22 protein-coding genes are annotated in these 19,914 nt (G+C 62.1%); 13 read left to right on the forward strand and 9 right to left on the reverse strand.

Going from position 1 to position 19,914, the window contains the following annotated elements:
- Nucleotides 1-219: 219 nt before the first annotated feature.
- The 7 genes from H9627_RS08625 to H9627_RS08655 all read left to right on the forward strand — a co-directional run bounded on the left by H9627_RS08625 (nt 220) and on the right by H9627_RS08655 (nt 6,470).
- Nucleotides 220-864 carry a helix-turn-helix transcriptional regulator gene (locus H9627_RS08625; RefSeq protein WP_225213692.1) on the forward strand — a complete coding sequence of 215 codons (645 nt, stop codon included), beginning with the start codon at nt 220-222 and terminating at the stop codon, nt 862-864.
- The gene (sufB, locus tag H9627_RS08630) at nt 861-2,306 is read left to right on the forward strand and encodes a Fe-S cluster assembly protein SufB (RefSeq protein ID WP_191733601.1); all 1,446 of its coding nucleotides are present in this window, start codon (nt 861-863) and stop codon (nt 2,304-2,306) included. Before H9627_RS08625 ends, sufB begins: the two co-directional genes overlap by 4 nt.
- 5 nt (nt 2,307-2,311) lie before the next feature.
- A complete protein-coding gene (gene sufD, locus H9627_RS08635; RefSeq protein ID WP_191733602.1) occupies nt 2,312-3,496 on the forward strand; it encodes a Fe-S cluster assembly protein SufD in 1,185 nt (394 codons plus the stop codon).
- 85 nt (nt 3,497-3,581) lie between these two features.
- Nucleotides 3,582-4,340, forward strand: a complete 759-nt coding sequence (gene sufC / locus H9627_RS08640) for a Fe-S cluster assembly ATPase SufC (RefSeq protein WP_191733603.1) — start codon at nt 3,582-3,584, stop codon at nt 4,338-4,340.
- Nucleotides 4,341-4,342: 2 nt separating this feature from the next.
- Nucleotides 4,343-5,611: a cysteine desulfurase gene (locus tag H9627_RS08645; RefSeq protein ID WP_191733604.1), complete on the forward strand. Its 1,269-nt coding sequence runs from the start codon at nt 4,343-4,345 to the stop codon at nt 5,609-5,611.
- Nucleotides 5,608-6,054 carry a Fe-S cluster assembly sulfur transfer protein SufU gene (gene sufU / locus H9627_RS08650; protein ID WP_191733605.1) on the forward strand — a complete coding sequence of 149 codons (447 nt, stop codon included), beginning with the start codon at nt 5,608-5,610 and terminating at the stop codon, nt 6,052-6,054. The genes H9627_RS08645 and sufU overlap by 4 nt, the downstream gene beginning before the upstream one ends.
- Nucleotides 6,051-6,470 carry a metal-sulfur cluster assembly factor gene (locus H9627_RS08655; RefSeq protein WP_191733606.1) on the forward strand — a complete coding sequence of 140 codons (420 nt, stop codon included), beginning with the start codon at nt 6,051-6,053 and terminating at the stop codon, nt 6,468-6,470. The genes sufU and H9627_RS08655 overlap by 4 nt, the downstream gene beginning before the upstream one ends.
- A gap of 72 nt (nt 6,471-6,542) precedes the next feature.
- On the opposite strand, the gene H9627_RS08660 is transcribed toward H9627_RS08655, so the two are convergent.
- A complete protein-coding gene (locus H9627_RS08660) occupies nt 6,543-7,832 on the reverse strand; it encodes a lycopene cyclase family protein (RefSeq protein ID WP_191733607.1) in 1,290 nt (429 codons plus the stop codon).
- Nucleotides 7,833-7,849: 17 nt separating this feature from the next.
- Nucleotides 7,850-8,509: a hypothetical protein gene (locus tag H9627_RS08665; RefSeq protein WP_191733608.1), complete on the reverse strand. Its 660-nt coding sequence runs from the start codon at nt 8,507-8,509 to the stop codon at nt 7,850-7,852.
- A gap of 101 nt (nt 8,510-8,610) precedes the next feature.
- Between H9627_RS08665 and H9627_RS08670 the strand changes: the two genes are divergently transcribed.
- Nucleotides 8,611-10,242: an ABC-F family ATP-binding cassette domain-containing protein gene (locus H9627_RS08670; protein ID WP_191733609.1), complete on the forward strand. Its 1,632-nt coding sequence runs from the start codon at nt 8,611-8,613 to the stop codon at nt 10,240-10,242.
- Here the strand turns inward: H9627_RS08670 and H9627_RS08675 are convergent.
- From H9627_RS08675 to H9627_RS08685, 3 genes are all read right to left on the reverse strand, one after another.
- Nucleotides 10,172-10,681, reverse strand: coding sequence for a tyrosine-type recombinase/integrase (locus tag H9627_RS08675; protein ID WP_191733715.1), 510 nt, complete (start codon nt 10,679-10,681; stop codon nt 10,172-10,174). The two genes, H9627_RS08670 and H9627_RS08675, sit on opposite strands and share 71 nt — an antisense overlap.
- 348 nt (nt 10,682-11,029) lie before the next feature.
- Nucleotides 11,030-11,323 (reverse strand): hypothetical protein, encoded by a 294-nt coding sequence (locus H9627_RS08680; RefSeq protein ID WP_191733610.1) that lies wholly within the window; start codon nt 11,321-11,323, stop codon nt 11,030-11,032.
- A 69-nt stretch (nt 11,324-11,392) separates the two neighbouring features.
- The gene (locus tag H9627_RS08685; protein WP_191733611.1) at nt 11,393-11,704 is read right to left on the reverse strand and encodes a glycoside hydrolase family protein; all 312 of its coding nucleotides are present in this window, start codon (nt 11,702-11,704) and stop codon (nt 11,393-11,395) included.
- Between the two features lie 483 nt (nt 11,705-12,187).
- On the opposite strand from H9627_RS08685, the gene H9627_RS08690 reads away from it, so the two are divergent.
- Nucleotides 12,188-12,751 carry a GNAT family N-acetyltransferase gene (locus H9627_RS08690; RefSeq protein ID WP_191733612.1) on the forward strand — a complete coding sequence of 188 codons (564 nt, stop codon included), beginning with the start codon at nt 12,188-12,190 and terminating at the stop codon, nt 12,749-12,751.
- Between the two features lie 44 nt (nt 12,752-12,795).
- Here H9627_RS08690 and H9627_RS08695 read toward each other — a convergent pair whose 3' ends face one another.
- Complete coding sequence (locus tag H9627_RS08695) at nt 12,796-13,359, reverse strand: dihydrofolate reductase family protein (RefSeq protein ID WP_191733613.1); 564 nt, start codon at nt 13,357-13,359, stop codon at nt 12,796-12,798.
- 212 nt (nt 13,360-13,571) lie between these two features.
- On the opposite strand from H9627_RS08695, the gene H9627_RS08700 reads away from it, so the two are divergent.
- Nucleotides 13,572-13,748, forward strand: coding sequence for a CsbD family protein (locus tag H9627_RS08700; RefSeq protein ID WP_191733614.1), 177 nt, complete (start codon nt 13,572-13,574; stop codon nt 13,746-13,748).
- A 100-nt stretch (nt 13,749-13,848) separates the two neighbouring features.
- Nucleotides 13,849-14,355, forward strand: a complete 507-nt coding sequence (locus H9627_RS08705; protein ID WP_225213656.1) for a DUF1990 domain-containing protein — start codon at nt 13,849-13,851, stop codon at nt 14,353-14,355.
- Nucleotides 14,356-14,358: 3 nt separating this feature from the next.
- Here the strand turns inward: H9627_RS08705 and H9627_RS08710 are convergent, their stop codons facing one another.
- The 3 genes from H9627_RS08710 to H9627_RS08720 form a co-directional block, all read right to left on the reverse strand.
- On the reverse strand, nt 14,359-17,055 hold the full coding sequence (locus tag H9627_RS08710; RefSeq protein ID WP_191733616.1) for an HAD-IC family P-type ATPase: 2,697 nt from the start codon (nt 17,053-17,055) through the stop codon (nt 14,359-14,361).
- Nucleotides 17,056-17,160: 105 nt separating this feature from the next.
- Entirely contained in the window at nt 17,161-18,558 is a 1,398-nt protein-coding gene (locus tag H9627_RS08715; protein ID WP_191733617.1) for a PFL family protein, read from the reverse strand.
- 94 nt (nt 18,559-18,652) lie between these two features.
- A complete protein-coding gene (locus tag H9627_RS08720) occupies nt 18,653-18,922 on the reverse strand; it encodes an ACT domain-containing protein (RefSeq protein ID WP_191733618.1) in 270 nt (89 codons plus the stop codon).
- Nucleotides 18,923-18,977: 55 nt separating this feature from the next.
- On the opposite strand from H9627_RS08720, the gene H9627_RS08725 reads away from it, so the two are divergent.
- The gene (locus H9627_RS08725; RefSeq protein ID WP_225213657.1) at nt 18,978-19,229 is read left to right on the forward strand and encodes a hypothetical protein; all 252 of its coding nucleotides are present in this window, start codon (nt 18,978-18,980) and stop codon (nt 19,227-19,229) included.
- Between the two features lie 13 nt (nt 19,230-19,242).
- A complete protein-coding gene (locus H9627_RS08730; RefSeq protein WP_191733620.1) occupies nt 19,243-19,908 on the forward strand; it encodes an NAD(P)H-binding protein in 666 nt (221 codons plus the stop codon).
- Nucleotides 19,909-19,914 lie beyond the last annotated feature (6 nt).

The raw sequence follows: 19,914 nt of genomic DNA on the forward strand, positions 1-19,914 counted from the left end.
ACCTGAGTTTATGTCGCTGCCTATCAACTGGGTTTCCCCTGGTTGTTGAATGTGGGATTGGACACGGGAATAGAATTAGGGAACACTTGTGTTGTCTAAAGATGTAAGTGATTTACCGCAAGCAATCACAAGCTTCAACGAGCGGAGGTGAGACCAGTGGGAGATGCATTCATTGATCGTGAGGCATCCGGTGCCGACGGGGATACCCGACGAAACATCATGCTGATTCTTCTGGAACGAGCCCCGGTGACTGCGTCCGAGATTGCGGACCAACTTCAGCTTTCCACTGCAGGAGTGCGCAGACACTTAGACAACCTGGTCGAGGATGAACTGATCGAGGCCACCAAGGCCAGACAGAATCCATACGAACCCAAGACGCGGGGGAGGCCGGCGAAATCCTACCGGCTGACCTCACAGGGTCGAGCGATATTCGGCCATGAATACGACACCCTGGCAGCTTCAGCCCTCGCCACCCTCCGGGAATTCGGCGGGGATGAGGCTGTCCGTGAGTTTGCCAGAAGGCGGATCGCGACCATCGTCGAGGGGATCACCCCGGCGGAGGTCAGCGAACAGTCCATCAGGGACACAGCCAAATCCCTGGTCGATGCCTTCAGCAGACACGGTTACGCAGCTACAGTCGACGCCGCCGGCGGGGGACTGCAGATCTGCCAGCATCACTGCCCCATCTCAAACGTGGCGACGGAATTCCCGGAGCTGTGCGAGGCGGAGCACCATGCTGTGTCGGATCTGCTGGGTCTACACACCCAGCCCCTGGCCACCATCGCGGATGGACACGGTATCTGCACGACCAACATTCCATTGACACCCATCACACACACTCCTGATGAAAGGAGCGGATCATGACTTCGGCAACTACGAACCCCGGGGCTACCCAGCCCATGACCGATGACCAGATTATCGAGTCCATCGGACCGTACAACTACGGTTGGCACGACTCCGACCACGCTGGTGCCTCCGCACGACGCGGTCTCAGCGAGGACGTCGTTCGCGACATCTCCGCCAAGAAGGACGAGTCCGAGTGGATGCTCCAGCAGCGTCTCAAGGCACTGTCCATCTTCGAGAAGAAGCCGATGCCGACCTGGGGTGCTGACCTCTCCGGTATCGACTTCGACCAGATCAAGTACTTCGTGCGCTCCACCGAGAAGCAGGCGCAGTCCTGGGAGGATCTCCCCGAAGACATTAAGAACACCTATGACCGCCTGGGTATCCCGGAGGCCGAGAAGCAGCGTCTCGTCGCCGGTGTCGCAGCCCAGTACGAGTCCGAGGTGGTCTACCACCAGATCCGCGAGGACCTGGAGGAGAAGGGTGTCATCTTCCTCGACACCGATACCGCACTCAAGGAGCACCCCGAGCTGTTCCAGGAGTACTTCGGCACCGTCATTCCCGCCGGTGACAACAAGTTCTCCGCACTGAACTCCGCTGTGTGGTCCGGTGGCTCCTTCATCTACGTGCCCAAGGGCGTCCACGTGGACATTCCCCTGCAGGCCTACTTCCGCATCAACACCGAGAACATGGGTCAGTTCGAACGCACCCTGATCATCGTTGATGAGGATGCCTACGTGCACTACGTCGAGGGCTGCACCGCCCCGATCTACAAGTCCGACTCCCTGCACTCCGCAGTGGTGGAGATCATCGTGAAGAAGGGTGGTCGCTGCCGCTACACCACCATTCAGAACTGGTCCAACAACGTCTACAACCTGGTGACCAAGCGCACCAAGGTTGAAGAGGGTGGCACCATGGAATGGGTCGACGGCAACATCGGCTCCAAGGTCACCATGAAGTACCCAGCTGTCTGGATGACCGGCCCGTACGCCAAGGGTGAGGTCCTCTCCGTGGCCTTCGCCGGCGAGGGACAGTTCCAGGACACCGGCGCCAAGATGGTCCACATGGCACCGCACACCTCCTCCAACATCGTGTCCAAGTCCGTGGCACGTGGTGGCGGACGCGCAGCGTACCGTGGTCTGGTCCAGATCAACGCCAACGCGCACCACTCCACCTCCAACGTTGAGTGTGACGCACTCCTGGTCGACGACATCTCCCGTTCCGACACCTACCCGTACAACGACATCCGCAACGATCACGTGTCCCTCGGCCACGAGGCCACGGTGTCCCAGGTCTCCGAGGAGCAGCTGTTCTACCTCATGAGCCGCGGACTCGCGGAAGAGGAAGCAATGGCCATGATCGTCCGTGGCTTCGTTGAGCCGATCGCGAAGGAACTCCCGATGGAGTACGCCCTCGAGCTCAACCGCCTGATCGAACTGCAGATGGAAGGATCGGTGGGCTAAGCCCAATGACTACTACTGAAGTGGCAACTGTCAACGCCGCCACCCCGCACAACACCAAGGGTGACGTCTTCTCCTCCTACAACGTGGAGGACTTCCCGATCCCACGTGGTCGCGATGAGGTCTGGCGTTTCATCTCCCTGCGCCGCATGCGTGGTCTGCACAACGGTGAATTCGCACCGGCAACCACCTCCGATGTCGCCGTGGAGATCCCGTCCGATGCCGAGGGTGTCACCCACGAGGTCGTGGGCCGTGACGACGAGCGACTCGGTCGCGCCGGCGCACCGGTCGACCGTGTCGCCGCACAGGCCTGGACCTCCATGGAGCAGGGTGACGTGGTCACCTTCGCCCGGGACACCCAGAACAAGACCCCCGTGGTCATCACCGTCACCGGTAAGGGCGAGGGCGTCACCTCCTTCGGCGCCATCTCCATCGAGGTGGAGCCGGGTGCGGAAGCCATCGTGGCGCTGCAGTATGTCGGTTCCGGCACGCACGCGGACAACGTCGAGTTCATCGTCGGCGACAACGCCCGCCTGACCGTGATCACCGACACCCACTGGGACAACGACGCGGTTCACCTCAGCAACCAGCTGGCGAAGATCGGCCGCGATGCCACCCTGCGCCACACCGTCGCCACCTTCGGCGGCGAGGTTGTCCGTATCGTCCCACGCGTGCACTTCACCGCACCCGGTGGCGACGCGGAGATGCTCGGCGTCTACTTCGCAGATGACGGACAGTACTTCGAGCAGCGCCTGCTGGTCGACCACGCCGTCCCGAACTGCCGCTCCAACGTCCTGTACAAGGGCGCGCTCCAGGGTGATAAGAACTCCGACAAGCCCGAGGCCCGCACCTGCTGGGTCGGCGATGTCCTGATCCGCGCCAACGCCCACGGCACCGACACCTATGAGGCCAACCGGTCCCTGGTGCTCACCGAGGGTGCACGCGCAGACGCCATCCCGAACCTGGAGATCGAAACCGGTCAGATCGTCGGCGCAGGCCACGCAGCCACCGTTGGTCGTTTCAACGACGAGCACGTCTTCTACCTCCAGGCCCGCGGCATCCCGGCTGAGGAGGCACGTCGTCTCATCGTCCGTGGCTTCTTCAACGAGGTCATCAACAAGGTGCCCGTCGAGTCAATCCGTGAGGAACTCGAAAACCGCGTCTCCTCCGAACTCGCCGTTCTCGGAATGTAGGACCATGGGACCCGCTTCCGGCGGTCCCACCCTGCACTTTTTCTTGTACAGATCCGTTTTCAAACCTGAAAGATTGTCTTAAAAGATGAGCACTCTTGAAATCCGTAACCTGCACGCACAGGTCCTGCCTTCCGACGAATCCGCCGAGCCGATCGAGATCCTGAAGGGCGTCAACCTCACCATCAACTCCGGTGAGATCCACGCCATCATGGGCCCCAATGGCTCCGGCAAGTCCACCCTGGCCTACACCATCGGCGGCCACCCCCGCTACGAGATCACCGAGGGCGAGGTCCTCCTCGACGGTGAGAACATCCTGGAGATGGAAGTCGACGAGCGCGCCCGCGCCGGTGTCTTCCTGGCCATGCAGTACCCCACCGAGATCCCGGGTGTCTCCGTCGCCAACTTCCTGCGTTCCGCAGCCACCGCTATCCGCGGCGAGGCTCCGAAGCTGCGCGAGTGGGTCAAGGAGGTCCGTTCCGCACAGGAGGCACTGGCCATCGATCCGGAATTCTCCAACCGCTCCGTCAACGAGGGTTTCTCCGGTGGCGAGAAGAAGCGCCACGAGGTGCTGCAGCTTGATCTGCTGAAGCCGAAGTTCGCCATCATGGATGAGACCGACTCCGGCCTCGACGTCGATGCGCTGCGCATCGTCTCCCAGGGCATCAACTCCTACAAGGAGGAGACCAACGGCGGCATCCTCATGATCACCCACTACAAGCGCATCCTCAACTACGTGGAGCCGGACTTCATCCACGTCTTCGCCGATGGCAAGATCGTTACCACCGGTGGTGCAGAGCTGGCTGACCAGCTCGAGGCCGGCGGCTACGACCAGTTCATCAAGTAGTCATGTCCGATTTCCTCAAAGACGACGGAACCCTCAACGTCGCACGGATCAGGGAGGAATTCCCGATCCTCAAGCGCACGGTGAGGAACGGCCAGCCACTGACCTACCTGGACTCAGGTGCGACATCCCAGCGCCCCGAGCGGGTGTGGCGTGCGGAGGAGCGGTTTGTTCTGCACACCAACGCCCCGGTTCACCGTGGCGCCTACCAGCTCGCTGAGGAAGCCACGGACGCCTATGAGGGTGCCCGCGAGAAGATCGCGACCTTCGTCGGCGCAGACCAGGATGAGATCGCCTTCACCAAGAATGCGACCGAGGCCCTGAATCTGGTGGCCTACACCCTGGGTGATGACCGCGCGGGAGCGCACCGGATCCAGGCCGGTGACACCGTGGTGGTGACGGAGCTGGAGCACCACGCCAACCTGGTCCCGTGGCAGGAACTCTGCCGCAGGACCGGCGCGACGCTGAAGTGGTACAAGATCACCCCGGATGGTCGCATCGACCTCGATTCACTCGAACTCGATGAGACCGTCAAGGTAGTGGCCTTCACCCACCAGTCGAATGTGACCGGTGCGGTGGCGGATGTGCCCGAGATGGTGCGCCGTGCGCGCGCAGTGGGCGCCCTGGTGGTGCTCGATGCCTGCCAGTCCGTGCCCCACATGCCGGTTGATTTCCACGCGCTCGATGTGGACTTCGCGGCGTTCTCCGGCCACAAGATGCTGGGACCGTCCGGCGTGGGTGCCCTGTACGGCAAGCGTGAGCTTCTCGACGCACTACCGCCCTTCCTCACGGGAGGTTCCATGATCGAGGTCGTGAACATGGACGGCTCCACCTACGCACCCGCACCGCAGCGTTTCGAGGCGGGCACCCAGATGACCAGCCAGGTTGTCGGGCTCGGTGCCGCGGTGGAGATGCTCACCGAGATCAGCATGGAGGCCATCGCCGCCCATGAACATGAGCTCACCGCCTACGCCCTGGAGAAGCTGCAGGGTGTTGCCGGTGTGCAGATCGTGGGTCCGGCCACCGCGGAGAACCGTGGCGGCGCCCTGAGCTTCGCCGTGGATGGTATCCACCCGCATGACCTGGGTCAGGTTCTCGACGATCATGGCGTGTCCATCCGCGTGGGTCACCACTGCGCGTGGCCACTGCACCGTTGCATGAACGTACAATCGACGGCACGGGCATCGTTCTACCTCTACAACACCATGGAGGAGATCGACCGCCTTATCGACGCCATCGAGAAGGCCAAGCAGTTCTTTGGAGTAGAAGTATGAGACTTGAGCAGATGTACCAGGAGGTGATCCTGGACCATTACAAGAACCCGCAACACAAGGGTCTCCGGGATCCCTTTGATACCGAGGTACACCACGTCAACCCGTCCTGCGGTGACGAGTTGACCCTGCGTGTGCGACTGTCCGCCGACGGTGAGACCGTCGAGGATGTGTCCTACGAGGCTGTTGGCTGCTCGATCAGTCAGGCATCAACCTCCGTGATGGCCGAGGAGATCGTCGGCCGCCCGGTGGCTGAGGCCATGGTCAAGCTCCAGGAGTTCGAGAAAATGATCGTCTCCCGTGGCCAGGAGGAAGGCGACGAAGACATCATCGGAGACGGCGTGGCCTTCTCCGGTGTGGCCAAGTACCCGGCACGCGTCAAGTGCGCGCTGCTCGGTTGGAAAGCCTTCCAGGCGGCCACCGCCGAGGCATTGGAGGAAAAATGAGCGAACCAAACACCGATAACACTGAAAACACCGAGGAGCAGCAGAGCTCCGCGACCTTCCAGTCGCCGGAGGCCGAGCGCCCCGAGCAGTCCGAGGATGATCTGGCCAAGGCCAGTGACGTCGAGGAGTACATGCGTGATGTGATCGACCCGGAGCTGGGCATCAACGTGGTTGATCTCGGCCTGGTGTACGACATCTACATCATCAACGGCAACGAGGCCCACATCGATATGACCCTGACGTCACCGGCCTGCCCGCTGACCGATGTCATCGAGGACCAGGCCCGCCAGGCTGTGGTGGGTAACGGACTCGTGGAGAAGATGTCCCTGAACTGGGTGTGGATGCCACCATGGGGTCCCCACATGATCACCGAGGAGGGACGCGCCCAGCTGCAGGCTCTCGGCTTCGCAGTCTAGGTTGTCCCTCCTGACACGGATGTGTCAATGGAAAAGGCACCGCCACTTGCACTTGTGCAGGTGGCGGTGTTTCTATTTGCGGAACAGCGCCGCGGGGGCGAGCCGGAACACCGCCATGGCGGTCGACGGGGTTCGTCGAAACGCGCGCAGGATGATCCGCACCATCACGCGCGCGGTAGCCCACGGACTGGTACTGGTCAGGTAGGCCAGCAGATCCCTCTCGGGGAGACCCAGGACGATCCCGAAGAACTCGTGGTACTGGGTGGGGGAGAAGCCGAGGACGACGTTGAGGCCAAAGCGTCGCAACGCATAGTTGATCCGCCATGCCCGGGAGGTGGGTGGGGACCCGGCCAGGACCCGGTCGAGCATGGCATCCGTGTCCGCGAGGACAGCGCCGACGCTGTAACCGGTGGCCGGGTGGATCCACCCACCGGCGGTCCCGATGTGGGCTTCCCCCTTGACACCCTTGCCACCCCAGGGGCCTGCCAGGAAGCGCAGATCCAATGAGGCTCTCCTGCCGAGGGGGATCATCCCCAGAGCCAGACCCAGTGGGGTGCGGGCCCGGTCACCGGGAATCCTCCGGGGCCCGAGTGGGAAACTGACCACCTCGGTGCGACGGATGTCCTCCATGGTGATTCCGAGCTGCTCCAGTCGGGCCAGGTTCTTGGCCTCCAGGTGCTCCAGAAGCGTCTTGGGATCTCCGTCGGTGGCCAGGATCGTCTCCTCGATCAGCCAGGTGCCATCACCCAGGGGGACACGGTAGCTGAAGGTGACCGGACCATCATCGGGAAAACCCGCCACCGGTGAGAAATCCATGAGCACGCCGCGACGGTGCGCCTCCGGCACCGAACCTTCCGGAACCACGAGCCCGTGGGCTAACTGGCGTGCCGACATGGGGGATGGCGTGGTGGTGATCAGGAGATGGTCGACGATGTCGATGAGGGAATCGTCTTCAGACATCACCGAGAGTAACTCATCGGATTTGGGTTGGAACCAGCTGCGCAGGGGCCGTCCCTTCTGGCCGGGCACACCAAACAGCACCGTTATTGCGGGCTCAGCCTTTTTCTCCACCACGTCGAAACCTGCGAGGTGCTGTTCCCACCCGGGGGCCAGCATGGCGTACTCGGCGGTGAGCACCTGACGGCCGGTGTGGGAGATCACGTCGGGGGTGAACCTCGATGCCACGGCATCCTCGGGGAACCAGTCGGGGAGTTGGGACGCCCACACACCGACGGTGGAGGGGGCATTGATGCCACGGGGGTCGATGCCGAGGACGTTCAGTCCGCGTTGGGAGGCGCGATACGCTGCCACCGTGCCGGAGGGGCCGAGGCCGAGCACGGCGACGTCGTAAAGCTCATTCATGCTCTTGAGTTTAGAGGTTAACCAGTCAGGCAACCGAGGAGGAACGCCGCATTGGCGGGGTGAGCCGGGAACGTGGAGGGACGGTCGGTGAACAGACCCGGATTCTCTCCATAAATGCCCAGCTCGAACTCGGCGCGATCCCCCAGGGCGGACCTGCAGGTGTCCAATGTCACGCCGAGGGAGGAGTCAACGCGGAAATTCGCCTCGATGGTGCCGAGGTTGAAGGAATAGCTGGCCATCGAGACGAGGAGCCCATAGACAAGGATGGCCACAAAGATCAGTGGCCCCAGCACGCCCCGCTTCCGGGTTGTGCGGGGTGGACTGTCAGACCACTGGGACTTGGATGAGGAGGTGTGACGCGCCCGCAGCGTCCGGTCATGGGCCTGGGCGGCCTCGGAAGCACGCTGGGCCTGGGCATAGCGCGCACCCTGATCCTTCACATCAGCCACACGAGTGGCCGCGACATCCTTCAGCGCTGCTGGATTCAAACCGTATTTGAACAATTCACGGAACAACTCCGGCTGGCCGGGATCACCCCGGAACCGCATCACCATGCTGCCACGCTGGTACTCATTGAGTAGATAGGACACCAGGTAATCACGGCCGTCGGCGGTGCTGTCGGTCATGCCGGTGGATTCAGCACCCTGCCGGCGGATTCCTCGCTGTGCGGCGCTCATGCCCCCACCTTAAACAAAGATGGGGACACGCGTCGGTGTGTCACCGGATGGGATGGCTGCGGTTAGGGCCTTGGGGTGCATCATTGATACACTGAACGGTTGTGATTGTCACCAATGATTTAGAAGTGCGCGTCGGCGCGCGAACCCTCCTGACCGCCCCCGGCCAGCACCTGCGTGTGCAGCCGGGTGACCGCATCGGGCTGGTGGGTCGAAACGGTGCGGGTAAGACCACCACCATGCGGATCCTGTCCGGCGAAACCCAGCCGTACGGAGGTACCGTAACCGTTGCCGGTGACGTCGGATACCTCCCCCAGGATTCCCGTGAGGGCAATATCGAGCAGACCGCCCGCGATCGTGTGCTCTCCGCCCGTGGTCTTGACCAGCTGCGTTCCTCCATGGAACGCCAGCAGGAGATCATGGAGACCACCACCGACGCCGGCAAGCTTGATACCGCCATCGGAAAGTACTCGCGACTGGAGGAGCAGTTCCAGGCACTCGGTGGGTATGAGGCCGATGCCGAGGCCGCCCAGATCTGCGACAACCTCGGGCTTGAGGCCCGCATCCTGGACCAGCAGCTGAAGACGCTGTCCGGCGGTCAGCGTCGTCGCGTCGAGCTCGCCCAGATCCTGTTCGCCGCCACCAACGGCTCCGGCAAGTCCAAGACCACGCTGCTTCTCGACGAGCCGACCAACCACCTGGACGCCGACTCCATCTCCTGGCTGCGTGACTTCCTGTCCAAGCACGAGGGCGGGCTCATCATGATCTCGCACGACGTTGAGCTGCTCCAGGCTGTATGTAATAAGGTCTGGTACCTGGATGCTGTGCGCGGCGAAGCTGATGTGTACAACATGGCCTTCGACAAGTACGTCGATGCCCGTGCACTCGATGAGGCACGTCGCCGCCGCGAACGTTCCAACGCTGAGAAGAAGGCCGGTGCCCTCAAGGACCAGGCTGCACGCCTGGGAGCCAAGGCCACCAAGGCCGCTGCCGCCAAGCAGATGATCGCCCGTGCAGAGCGCATGATCGACAACCTCGATGACATCCGTGCCTCCGACCGTGCCGCGAACATTATCTTCCCAGAGCCTGCACCCTGTGGCAAGACCCCGCTCAACGCCAAGGGCCTGACCAAGATGTACGGCTCCCTGGAAGTCTTCGCCGGTGTGGACCTGGCCATTGATAAGGGTTCCCGCGTGGTTGTCCTCGGCTTCAACGGCGCCGGTAAAACCACCCTGCTGAAACTGCTCGCCGGTGTGGAACGCACCGACGGCGAGGGCGGCATCGTCACTGGCTACGGCCTGAAGATCGGTTACTTCGCCCAGGAACACGACACCATCGACCCCGACAAATCCGTCTGGCAGAACACCATCGAAGCCTGCGCTGACGCCGACCAGCAGGGGCTCCGAAGCCTGCTTGGTTCCTTCATGTTCTCCGGCGATCAGCTGGAACAACCAGCCGGCACCCTCTCCGGCGGTGAGAAGACCCGCCTGGCTCTGGCCACCCTCGTCTCCTCCCGCGCCAACGTCCTGCTTCTCGACGAACCGACCAACAACCTCGACCCCGTCTCCCGCGAACAGGTCCTCGACGCACTGCGCACCTACACCGGCGCCGTCGTCCTGGTCACCCACGACCCCGGCGCCGTCAAGGCCCTGGAACCCGACCGCGTCATCGTCCTGCCCGACGGCACCGAGGACCTCTGGAACGAGCAGTACATGGAGATCGTCGAGTTGGCGTAGTCATTTGGGGTGTTATCCCCAGGTGAGGGCGTTTTACGTGAGGCGCCAGCATCCTCGTTGTCACCAACTTGCCCGCACTCGGTGACGGCACTCGCACTGGCGCCCGAGAAAGCTCATCGTCGCCGGGAAAGAAATGGGCGTAGATGTCCAAGGTGCCTGCAGCGGATGAGTGACCGAGGGCCCGTCGCACCTGTTCCACTGACGCTCCAGCGGAGATAAGTCGTGAGGCGAAGAGGTGCCGGAAACTATGGAAGGTCACAGCCACCCCAAGGTGTGTCACGGTCTTGCGTAGTTCCGAGCCAGCGGTGACGGCTCGATAGGGTGTACCCCGGTTGGTTTCGAAGACCCAGACCATTTGATGTTCGATGTCAGTATCTTCTGCCCGCATGGCACGCAGTTCGGAAAGTCGTTGCACGGTGCCCATTGCTACTCGGCACATGTCAGCGATGATTGGTCCGGGTGCCTGCTCCTGGGCGAGCGGTTTCCATTGTCCGGGGTGTCCTTTGACTCGCTCGCTGGACGGGTACTTGGCGCCAAGGACCGTATCGACCTTGCCGGCCTTAGCCTCATTCTCGCAGCGGAAATCCTTCGAGTATTGCTTCCCCGAGGGGTCGTGATATCGCACCACCCACGGCGGTTTTTGCCCCTGTCCTGAGGGGAACCCTTTTCGGTCGCCATTACATCGCGATTGATACGCTTTTCCTGTGTCTAGATGTTTATCTCGATGCTTAATGCCCTCTTCACCCTGTTGCTTGCTGGCGCTGGGTGGGGAGGGCTTGGTTTTACTTTACGGTTTAATGCCGAGATGTCGCTCTACACGATCGAAGTGATCACGCTGCTGCTGGCCGATCTGGGAGAGTACCCAAGGGATCAGTGTGGCCACCAGCGCAATAAATGAAGATCCCAGTAGAACGAATCCACTGTAAAAATCGTCCATCGTGGCGAAGAGCCCGAAGAGGACACCAAGGCCAGCGATGCAGATCGCGATGGTAGAGAGCAGGTTGGCAAGCCAGAACCGATTTCGCTCGGTTTTCGGGATGAGAGGTGGGAGATGGTTCGGGTTACTAGTGCTTGAGGTCATGGTCATTCCTATAAATGTTCGATTGCATGGGAGCGGGTAATTAAGTCTCTTGATGCAGGAGTAATTGTTTTAGTCAAGATTGATCCAGTCGCCTTCCATGACGACGTTGTCAGTAACTTCACCTTCTATGGCTGTGCAGAAGTAACTCCACCGGTTGGGTGTTCCGAATCCATTGGGGAAGTCGGCAAGCCCGGTGACGTGAATCTTCCCGTCATCACCCTCCTCAATGTTGGCGGAAACTATCTCCGCCCCTCCGGGGTATTTCGCCCGGTTGAGAGTATCTTCGCGACAAACGGCTTCGGCTTCTTCTTGGCTGGACTCTCCACATCCAGCCAAGAGTATGGCTGCAATGAGAAAAGGGATCGAAGCCGATTTTCTCATGAGGGCCTATCGGATCAGGATGCGACTATAGTTGCCACACCAGGTGGTCACGATGTCGGGGTGACGCCGAGTTTGTGCGCGATCGCGCCGGGGATGCGGGCCGTGTAGGTGTTCCGCAGCCCTATATGTATCTTCGTTGATTAACAACCTTGCCGTCCAATTGATTGGCGCGGACTTCCAGGCGGGGGTCCCCGTGGATCTCATCCCGGTAGGGGACCTGTACGGAACCGATGCCGTGAGTTCAATGATTCAGAGGACATCCACTAGCGTGGTGTATCTGAAACTGTGTGTAGGCATCCCATCGAAGAACGAAGCGGCCACCGCTGGAGCCTTTAGACCTAACTCCCTACATCACCTCGAAAGAACGGCATCCTGTCAGACCAGGCCGACTGGTTCTGGGTCATCGTGAGTTCTCGCATTGCCACCCGCGGAATCCCAGAGGCTGCGGACTTCCTCACCCGAACATTCTGAAAGGACCACCACATGAACATCCCTTCGCGCTTGGCGACGGGGGAGGACCTCACCACCGCCGCCGACGTATTGGCCGCAGCCTTCCATGATTATCCATGGACTCGCCATGTCATCCCCGAGGAAGGGTACGCCCAGCGGCTACGGGAGATCCAATATCTCTATCTCTCCCATGCCCTCGATCAGGGCTTTGTGGCAGTCACCGGAGACATCGACGGTGTGATCGCCTTGTTGCCTCCTCATGCGTCAGCTCCGGCGGAGGACATTATCGGTCGGATTGTTGAACTCCACGGCGACCGGATTGACAGACTGGGACAGGGATCCCCGGAGCCTGCTGAGGATGAGAGCTGGACCCTGGAAACCCTCGGTGTGGGGCCTGGTTCCCAGGGTCGTGGCATCGGTGGCGCCCTCATCACTTTTGCATTGCGCGACGCAGCCGCACGGGGAGCGCGGGCAGTGCGCCTTGAGACCTCGGATGAACGCAATGTGCGCCTCTACGAACGACACGGCTTCCTGGTCACCGGTGTCAATGAGGTGCCGCATGCGCCACCGGTGTGGAGCATGCAGCATCGGTGGTGAACAGGATCTGACCACCGAGGATCGTGCTGGGGGGGGGGACGGCTTCAGCGCCGTGTTTCGTACCGGGCGAGGGTCACGCCACCTGGAAACAGGCGCGTTTCAATCAGGTCGAGATGCGTCCGGCTGTCCGAGGTGGTGAAAAACGGGGTGCCGCCACCCACCAGGACAGGGTGAGTGACCAGGACGTACTCATCAATCAACCCGGCCTGCATCGCTGCACCGGCAAGGCTGGCGCCCCCAATGCTCATCCGTCCATCACCGTCGGCCTTGAGGCGGGTGATCTCCGTGACTGCATCGCCCTTCACCAGGCGGGCGTTCCATGCCACCGTCTCCAGAGTGGAGGAGAACACCACTTTCGGGGTATCCCGCCAGTTACGCGCGAACTCGATCTCCCTAGGCAAGGCACCGGGCTGTTGGTCCCCTGTGGGCCAATAGGAACTCATGGTCTCCCAGAGTCTGCGTCCATATAAGGCCAGTTCGAATGTCTTGTCCTCTTCCAACCACCACTGGAACAGTTCCTCGCTCGGTTCGCTCCAGGTGATGTCATCGCCGGGCGCAGCGATATAACCGTCCAGCGACACATTCATCCCGTAGACCAGTTTCCGCATGTCAACGCACCTTTCCTCGGTGGATCTTCAGAATATCGGACGTCTTTGGTGCAGGTAAAGAGGCGAGGGGGAAAATCATCGACCCGCTGGCATAATGGCCCGTATTCTTCCCCTGCATACCTTTCCACCCAGATAAGCATGTGAACTCCGCCACCAGAAATTCGGTACGATGGGGTAGGCAAGTTCGATCAATCAAGCGAGAGGAACACATTATGGGACTCGGCGACAAGATTAGGAACACCGCTGAAAAGGCCTCCGGCAAGGTGAAGGAAACCACCGGCAAGGCCACCGACAACGAGAAGCTTGAGGCTGAGGGCAAGACCGACCAGTTCAAGGGCAACGCCAAGAACACCGTCGAGAATGCCAAGGACACACTCCGCGGTAACTAACCGGCAGAGTGCGTCATCAGCCCGACCCCGTCAGTATCACACTGCACGGGGTCGCGTTGTGTCATAAGTGTTTGGACAACTCAAGGGAAAGAGCACCCGGATGGATTATTCACAGTTGACCTATCCGCAGCAGTTCCGCGGGCATTCGGAGCGTCTGCTCGGGGGAGAGACGCCCGCGGATCTCGGGCTGGATGGGTGGACCATCACCGATTCCAGCATGGTGCTCGGCCAGGGCCGGGAGTGTTTCGACCAGGCCACGCAGCGGTTGTTCACCTGGCAGGCCCACCGGTTCGCCGGGGTACGAGTTGAGGACCTGGGCTCAGACACGGTGGAACTCACCATCGGGCCCACCCGGTCCAGGTGCCTGATCCTCGAGCAGAAAACCGACGCTGACCGTTCGCTCCTGATCTACGGAACGCTGCCCGGTCATGTGGAAAGTGGGGAAGAGGCCTTCCAGGTGTCCATCTCCCCCGATGGCACCGTCACGGGACGGTGCGTGGCGTTTTCCCGCCATGCGTGGATCTGGGCGAGGATCGGTGCACCCGTTGCACGGATGGTGCAGCTGTACATCACGCGTCGATACCTCCAGGGCATGAAACCGGCCTGAAGCCTAGTCCGTCCGCCTCCGCACGAATTTCTCCAGCTCCACCACCACGAAAATGACCACACCAGCGGCGATGGGCACCAACCAGGAATCCAGTGACACCGGGGCGGTGCCGAAGGCGGAGTTCATGAAGGGCAGGTAGACGAAGCCCAGCTGGAGCAGCAACATGACGGCAACACACAACCAGGACACCGGGTTGCCTGTGAACAGCTCTCTTCTGAAGGCATGCACCCGGGAGAAGCGGGTGACAAACAGGTAGAAGATCTGTCCCACCGCGAGACTGTTCACAGCGATGGTCCGGGCCTGGTCGAGGGTGGCACCGTTGTCGAGCGCCAGCGAGAACGCCCCGAATGTCATGGCTCCCAGCAGGAGAGACACGTAGATAATGCGGGTGAGAGCCACCCGGTCCAGGATGTTGGAATCCGGATCGCGGGGTTTGCGTTTCATGATGTCGGGCTCCGCCGGTTCAAACGACAACGCCAGCGACAGGGTGATGGAGGTGATCAGGTTGATCCAGAGCACCTGCAGGGGAGTGATCGGCAGCTGCAGACCGAACAGCATGGACACGAAGATCACCAGGCCCTGCGCACCATTGGTCGGAAGCATGAACACGATGGCCTTGCGCAGGTTGTCGTAGATCGTCCGGCCCATCTCCATGGCGCCGGCGATGGTGGCGAAATTGTCGTCCGCCAACACGATATCCGCAGCGTCCTTGGTGGCCTCCGTGCCCTTGATGCCCATGGCCACACCCACATCGGCCTGTTTGAGGGAGGGGGCGTCGTTAACGCCGTCACCGGTCATGGAAACCACCTCGCCGTTGGCCTGCAGCGCCCGGACAATGCGGAGTTTGTGCTCGGGGCTGGTCCGGACGAACACCCCGGTGTCGCGGACCAGCTCGCGCAGTTCCCCATCCGTGGCCTCGGTGATCTCCCGGCCGGTGAGTACCCGCTTGCCCTGGATCCCCACCTCCCGGGCGATGGCGCTGGCGGTGGAGGCGTGATCACCGGTAATCATCCGCACCCGGACACCCGCCTTCTGTACCGTGTCGATGGCACCGATCACCTCGGTCCTGGGTGGATCCATGATGCCGTAGACACCGAGGAAGGTGAGCTCACCCTGGTCCACTGTGTCGGGGGAGAAGTCGTCGACAAGCACCGGCATGGCGCGCCGGGCTGCGGCGAGCACGCGCAGGCCCCGCGACCCCAGCTCCTCGATGCGCGCCTCCCAGAACGCCCGGTCCAGTGGCTCCCCGTCGCCCTGGCGTGTGCTGCGGTCCAGCAGGCGGTCGGGTGCGCCCTTGACCAGCATGATCTGCTCACCGTTGCCCTCGTGGAGGGTGGCCATGTATTTGTAGGAGGAATCGAAGGGGACCTCGGCGAGCCGTGCTGCAGGTTCCACACCGGTTTTCATGGCGAAGGCCCGGATACCACCGTCAGTGGGTTCACCCACCAGCTGCCATTCACCGTCCACCTCGCGGATCTGCGCATCGCAGACATTCGCGGCCACCTGCGCCAGGGCGTGGACATCGGCCGCATCTCCCGGGTGCACCTCCTCACCGGTGTCGTGGTGAGAGATGGTTCCCACCGGTTCATAACCATTGCCCGTGATCTCATAGGAACCGAGGGGGGTGACCAGGGCACGCACGGTCATCTCATTCCGGGTCAAGGTTCCTGTCTTATCGGAGCAGATGGTGGTGACCGACCCGAGGGTTTCCACCGAGTTCAGCTGACGGGTGATGGCATTACGCCCCGCCATGGACTGCACACCCAGGGCAAGGGTGATGGCGATGACCGCCGGCAGACCCTCCGGGATCGCGGCCACCGCGAAACCGATGGCGGACATGATCAGCTGCTCGAAGGGGGTGCCGTGGACCAGCCAGGACACCACCAGCATGACGACGGCGAGGAACACGCAGGCGATGGCGAGTGTCGCCGAGAACTTCGACATGGCCCGGGTCAGCGGCGTATCCACGCTGTCCACCTGGTCGAGCATGGTGGTGATGCGGCCGATCTCGGTGTCACTGCCGGTGGCTGTGACCACACCGGTGCCTGTTCCGGTCAGGGCGGTGGTGGAGGAGAAGCCCATGGAGGTGCGGTCACCGATGCCGGCCTCATCCTCCACCGGTTCCGGCGACTTGACCACGGGCTCCGATTCACCGGTGAGTGCAGCCTCCTCCACCTGCAGGTTGATGGCGGATATGATCCTCACATCCGCGGGGAGGCGGTCCCCGGCTGAGAACCGGATGATGTCGCCGGGAACCAGAGTGGTGGCGTCGATCGTGGTCCAGTGGTCATCGCGCAGGACGGTGGATTCCGGTGAGAGCATCTCCCTGATCGAGGCCAGGGCATCAGCGGCCTTACCCTCCTGGATGAACCCGACCATCATGTTGACCACCACCACGGCGGCGATGACGATGGTGTCCGTCCAGTGACCCAGCAGAGCGGTGAGCAGTGCTGCGCCGATGAGGACATAGATCATCGGGTCATTGATCTGCCGGAACAACCGTTGCAGAACCGTCTCCGGTTCGGCCTGGCGCAGTTCATTCGGGCCGTAGCGCTCGAGTAGCTCCGCTGCGTGTTCCGAGCTCAGCCCCCGGGTGTCCGCCTCCAGATGATCCAGGACCTCGTCCGTCCCGAGTGCATGGGGCGCGGTGAGGGGTGGCCTGTGATCTGTGGGGGTTCGAACCTCGGGTGGCTGTGACATGGTGCATCTCTCCTGGAGTTCGGGGATCTGACCCCACCAGTCTACGTCCGCGCCCACCGCACCACCGGGCGTGGTGACCAGGGTGGGGCGTCGACAAGCGCTGTTCTAGTTGCGGAAACCGTGGACCGGCGCCGGGATGAAACCACCCCGATGGACGAAGGCGTGGTTGGAGACGGTGTTGACGGGAATCACGGGGGCGTAACCGAGCAGGCCACCGAAATCGACCTCATCACCGGGGACGGTACCGGGCACTGGGATGACCCGCACGGCGGTTGTCTTATGGTTCATCACACCGATGGCGGCCTCATCCGCGATCATGCCGGAGATGATCTCCGCGGGGGTGTCACCGGGGATCGCGATCATGTCCAGGCCAACGGAACAGATCGCAGTCATGGCCTCAAGCTTGTCAATGGAGATGGTGCCGGCGCGCACCGCATCGATCATGCCCTTGTCCTCCGAGACGGGGATGAAGGAACCGGACAGCCCACCCACACGGGAACAGGCCATCATGCCGCCCTTCTTCACCGCATCATTGAGCAGGGCGAGTGCCGCGGTGGTGCCGTGGGTACCCACCTGGGCCAGGCCCATCGTCTCCAGGATGTTGGCCACGGAATCACCCACCTCGGCGGTCGGTGCGAGGGAGAGATCGACGATGCCGAAGGGCACCCCGAGCCGTTCCGACGCCATCGCGCCTACCAGCTGCCCGGTGCGGGTGATCTTGAAGGCGGCCTTCTTGATCTCCTCGGCGACCTGATCCAGGGAGGCACCCTCGAGGTTCTCGAGCGCACGGCTGACCACACCGGGGCCGGAAACACCGACGCTGACCACACAGTCTGGTTCCTCAATGCCGTGGAAGGCCCCGGCCATGAACGGGTTGTCACCGACGGAATTGGCAAACACCACCAGCTTGGCGCAGGCGATGGCGGACCGGTCAGCGGTCAGCTCGGCGGCCTGTTTGACCACCTTGCCCATCTCATTGACCGCATTCATGTTGATACCGGCGCGGGAGGAGGCAACGTTGACGGAGCCGCACACCACGTCCGTCTGGCTGAGGGCCTCGGGAATGGAACGGATGAGGTTGATATCGGCGGTGGTCCCACCCTTTTCCACCAGGGCGGAATAACCACCGATGAAGTTCACCCCGACCTCCTTCGCGGCGCGGTCCAGTGCGTGGGCCACATCGGCGGGGTTGCCGGAACAACCGGCCGTGATCAGGGCGACCGGGGTGACCGAGATGCGCTTATTCACAATCGGGATACCGAGTTCGCGTTCAATACCCTCGCAGACCTCCACCAGGCGGGCGGCCTGGGTGGTCACCCGGTCAAACACCGCCTGGCAGGTCTCCTCCATGGTGCTGCGGGTACACGACAGCAGGCTGATCCCCATGGTGACGGTACGGATGTCCAGGCGGTACTTCTCGATCATCTCGATGGTGTCGAGGATGCCCCGGGTGGAGCGGTCGGTGAGGCGGGAATGGTTTGGTGGGAACGCGGTGGTGTCCATGATGTGTGGCTGGGGTCGACTTCCTGGGTGTGGATGTGCGGGTGGGGTGCGGGGTTGGTTTTGAGGGCTGGTGCCTGGGGCCTGCCAGATGTTGTTAGATGTCGTTGACAGCGGAGAACAAGGCCTCGGACTGGATTCTGATGACCAGGCCCTGCTCCTTCTCCACTGATGTCATCCGCTCCTGGATGTCGGCGATGGTCAGCGCCGAGTCGTCGAAACCGACGTGGAGGATCATGGTGAACCATTTGTCCATGATGGTCTGGGAGACGTTGTGGATGTTGACATCCAGTTCCGCGAGGGCGGTTGAGACAGCTGCGATGATGCCGGTGTGGTCCTGTCCGGTGACAGTCATGATTGCGAACATCTTTTCATCGTACAACCGGGCCCGGACACCATCGTCCGGCGATATCATGAGGGGCATGAGCGAGATGCGGACACGTTGGAAAGACCTTGCACGGTCCATCCGTGCTGACTGGCTGGACCTGCCCACCGAGCTTCGTTTCCCCCTCATGGCGCTGGCCGCAGGGGAGTCGGCTGCCCGGATCGCCACCTGGTTGTCGCTGGCCAGGCGGCCAGCGGACCGGGTGCGGGGACCCAGGTGGGCCTGGGCTGGTGCGAGCCTGGTGGTGGGTGCAGGCCCCATGGCCTACTGGATGGCGGGTAGAAAATAGCTAGGGTGGGACCATGACACATTCACATAAGGTTCTCCTGATCGGTGGCCACGGCAAGGTGGCCCTTCTGGCCACGCCGAAGCTTATCGACGCCAGTCTCACCGTCACCTCACTGTTCCGCAATCCGGATCACACCGCCGAAATCGAGGAACTCGGTGCCACCCCTCTGTTGAGGGATGTCACCGAGCTGTCCGTCGAGGACTGGGCGGAGGTGATGCGCGATGTGGACACCGTGGTCTGGAGTGCTGGCAACGGTGGGAAGAACGGCCCCGACGCGACCTACGCGATCGACCGGGACGCGGCCATCGCCTCCATCGACGGCGCCACATCCCTCGGTGAGGACGCACCCCGCTACATCATGGTCAGCTATATCGGGGCCACGAAGCACACCGTGGACCCGTCACATTCCTTCTACCCCTACGCCGCCTCGAAGAAGGCTGCGGATGAGCATCTGGCCGCATCCGGCCTGGATTATCTCATCCTGGCGCCTGCCGCCCTGACCCTCGATGAGGTCGATGGCATCTCCGTGATCGCTGATGACCCAGAGGCCGCCGGGGAGCGCAGCACCTCACGCCATCTGGTGGCGCAGGTCATCGCGGAATTCGCCGCGCGTGACGCTTTCCCCGAGAACCGCGTCCTGGCCTTTGTCGACGGTGGGGACAAGGTCTCAGAGATCTAGTCCAGG

This window comes from Corynebacterium gallinarum (assembly GCF_014837045.1).
Classification (GTDB): Bacteria; Actinomycetota; Actinomycetes; order Mycobacteriales; family Mycobacteriaceae; genus Corynebacterium; species Corynebacterium gallinarum.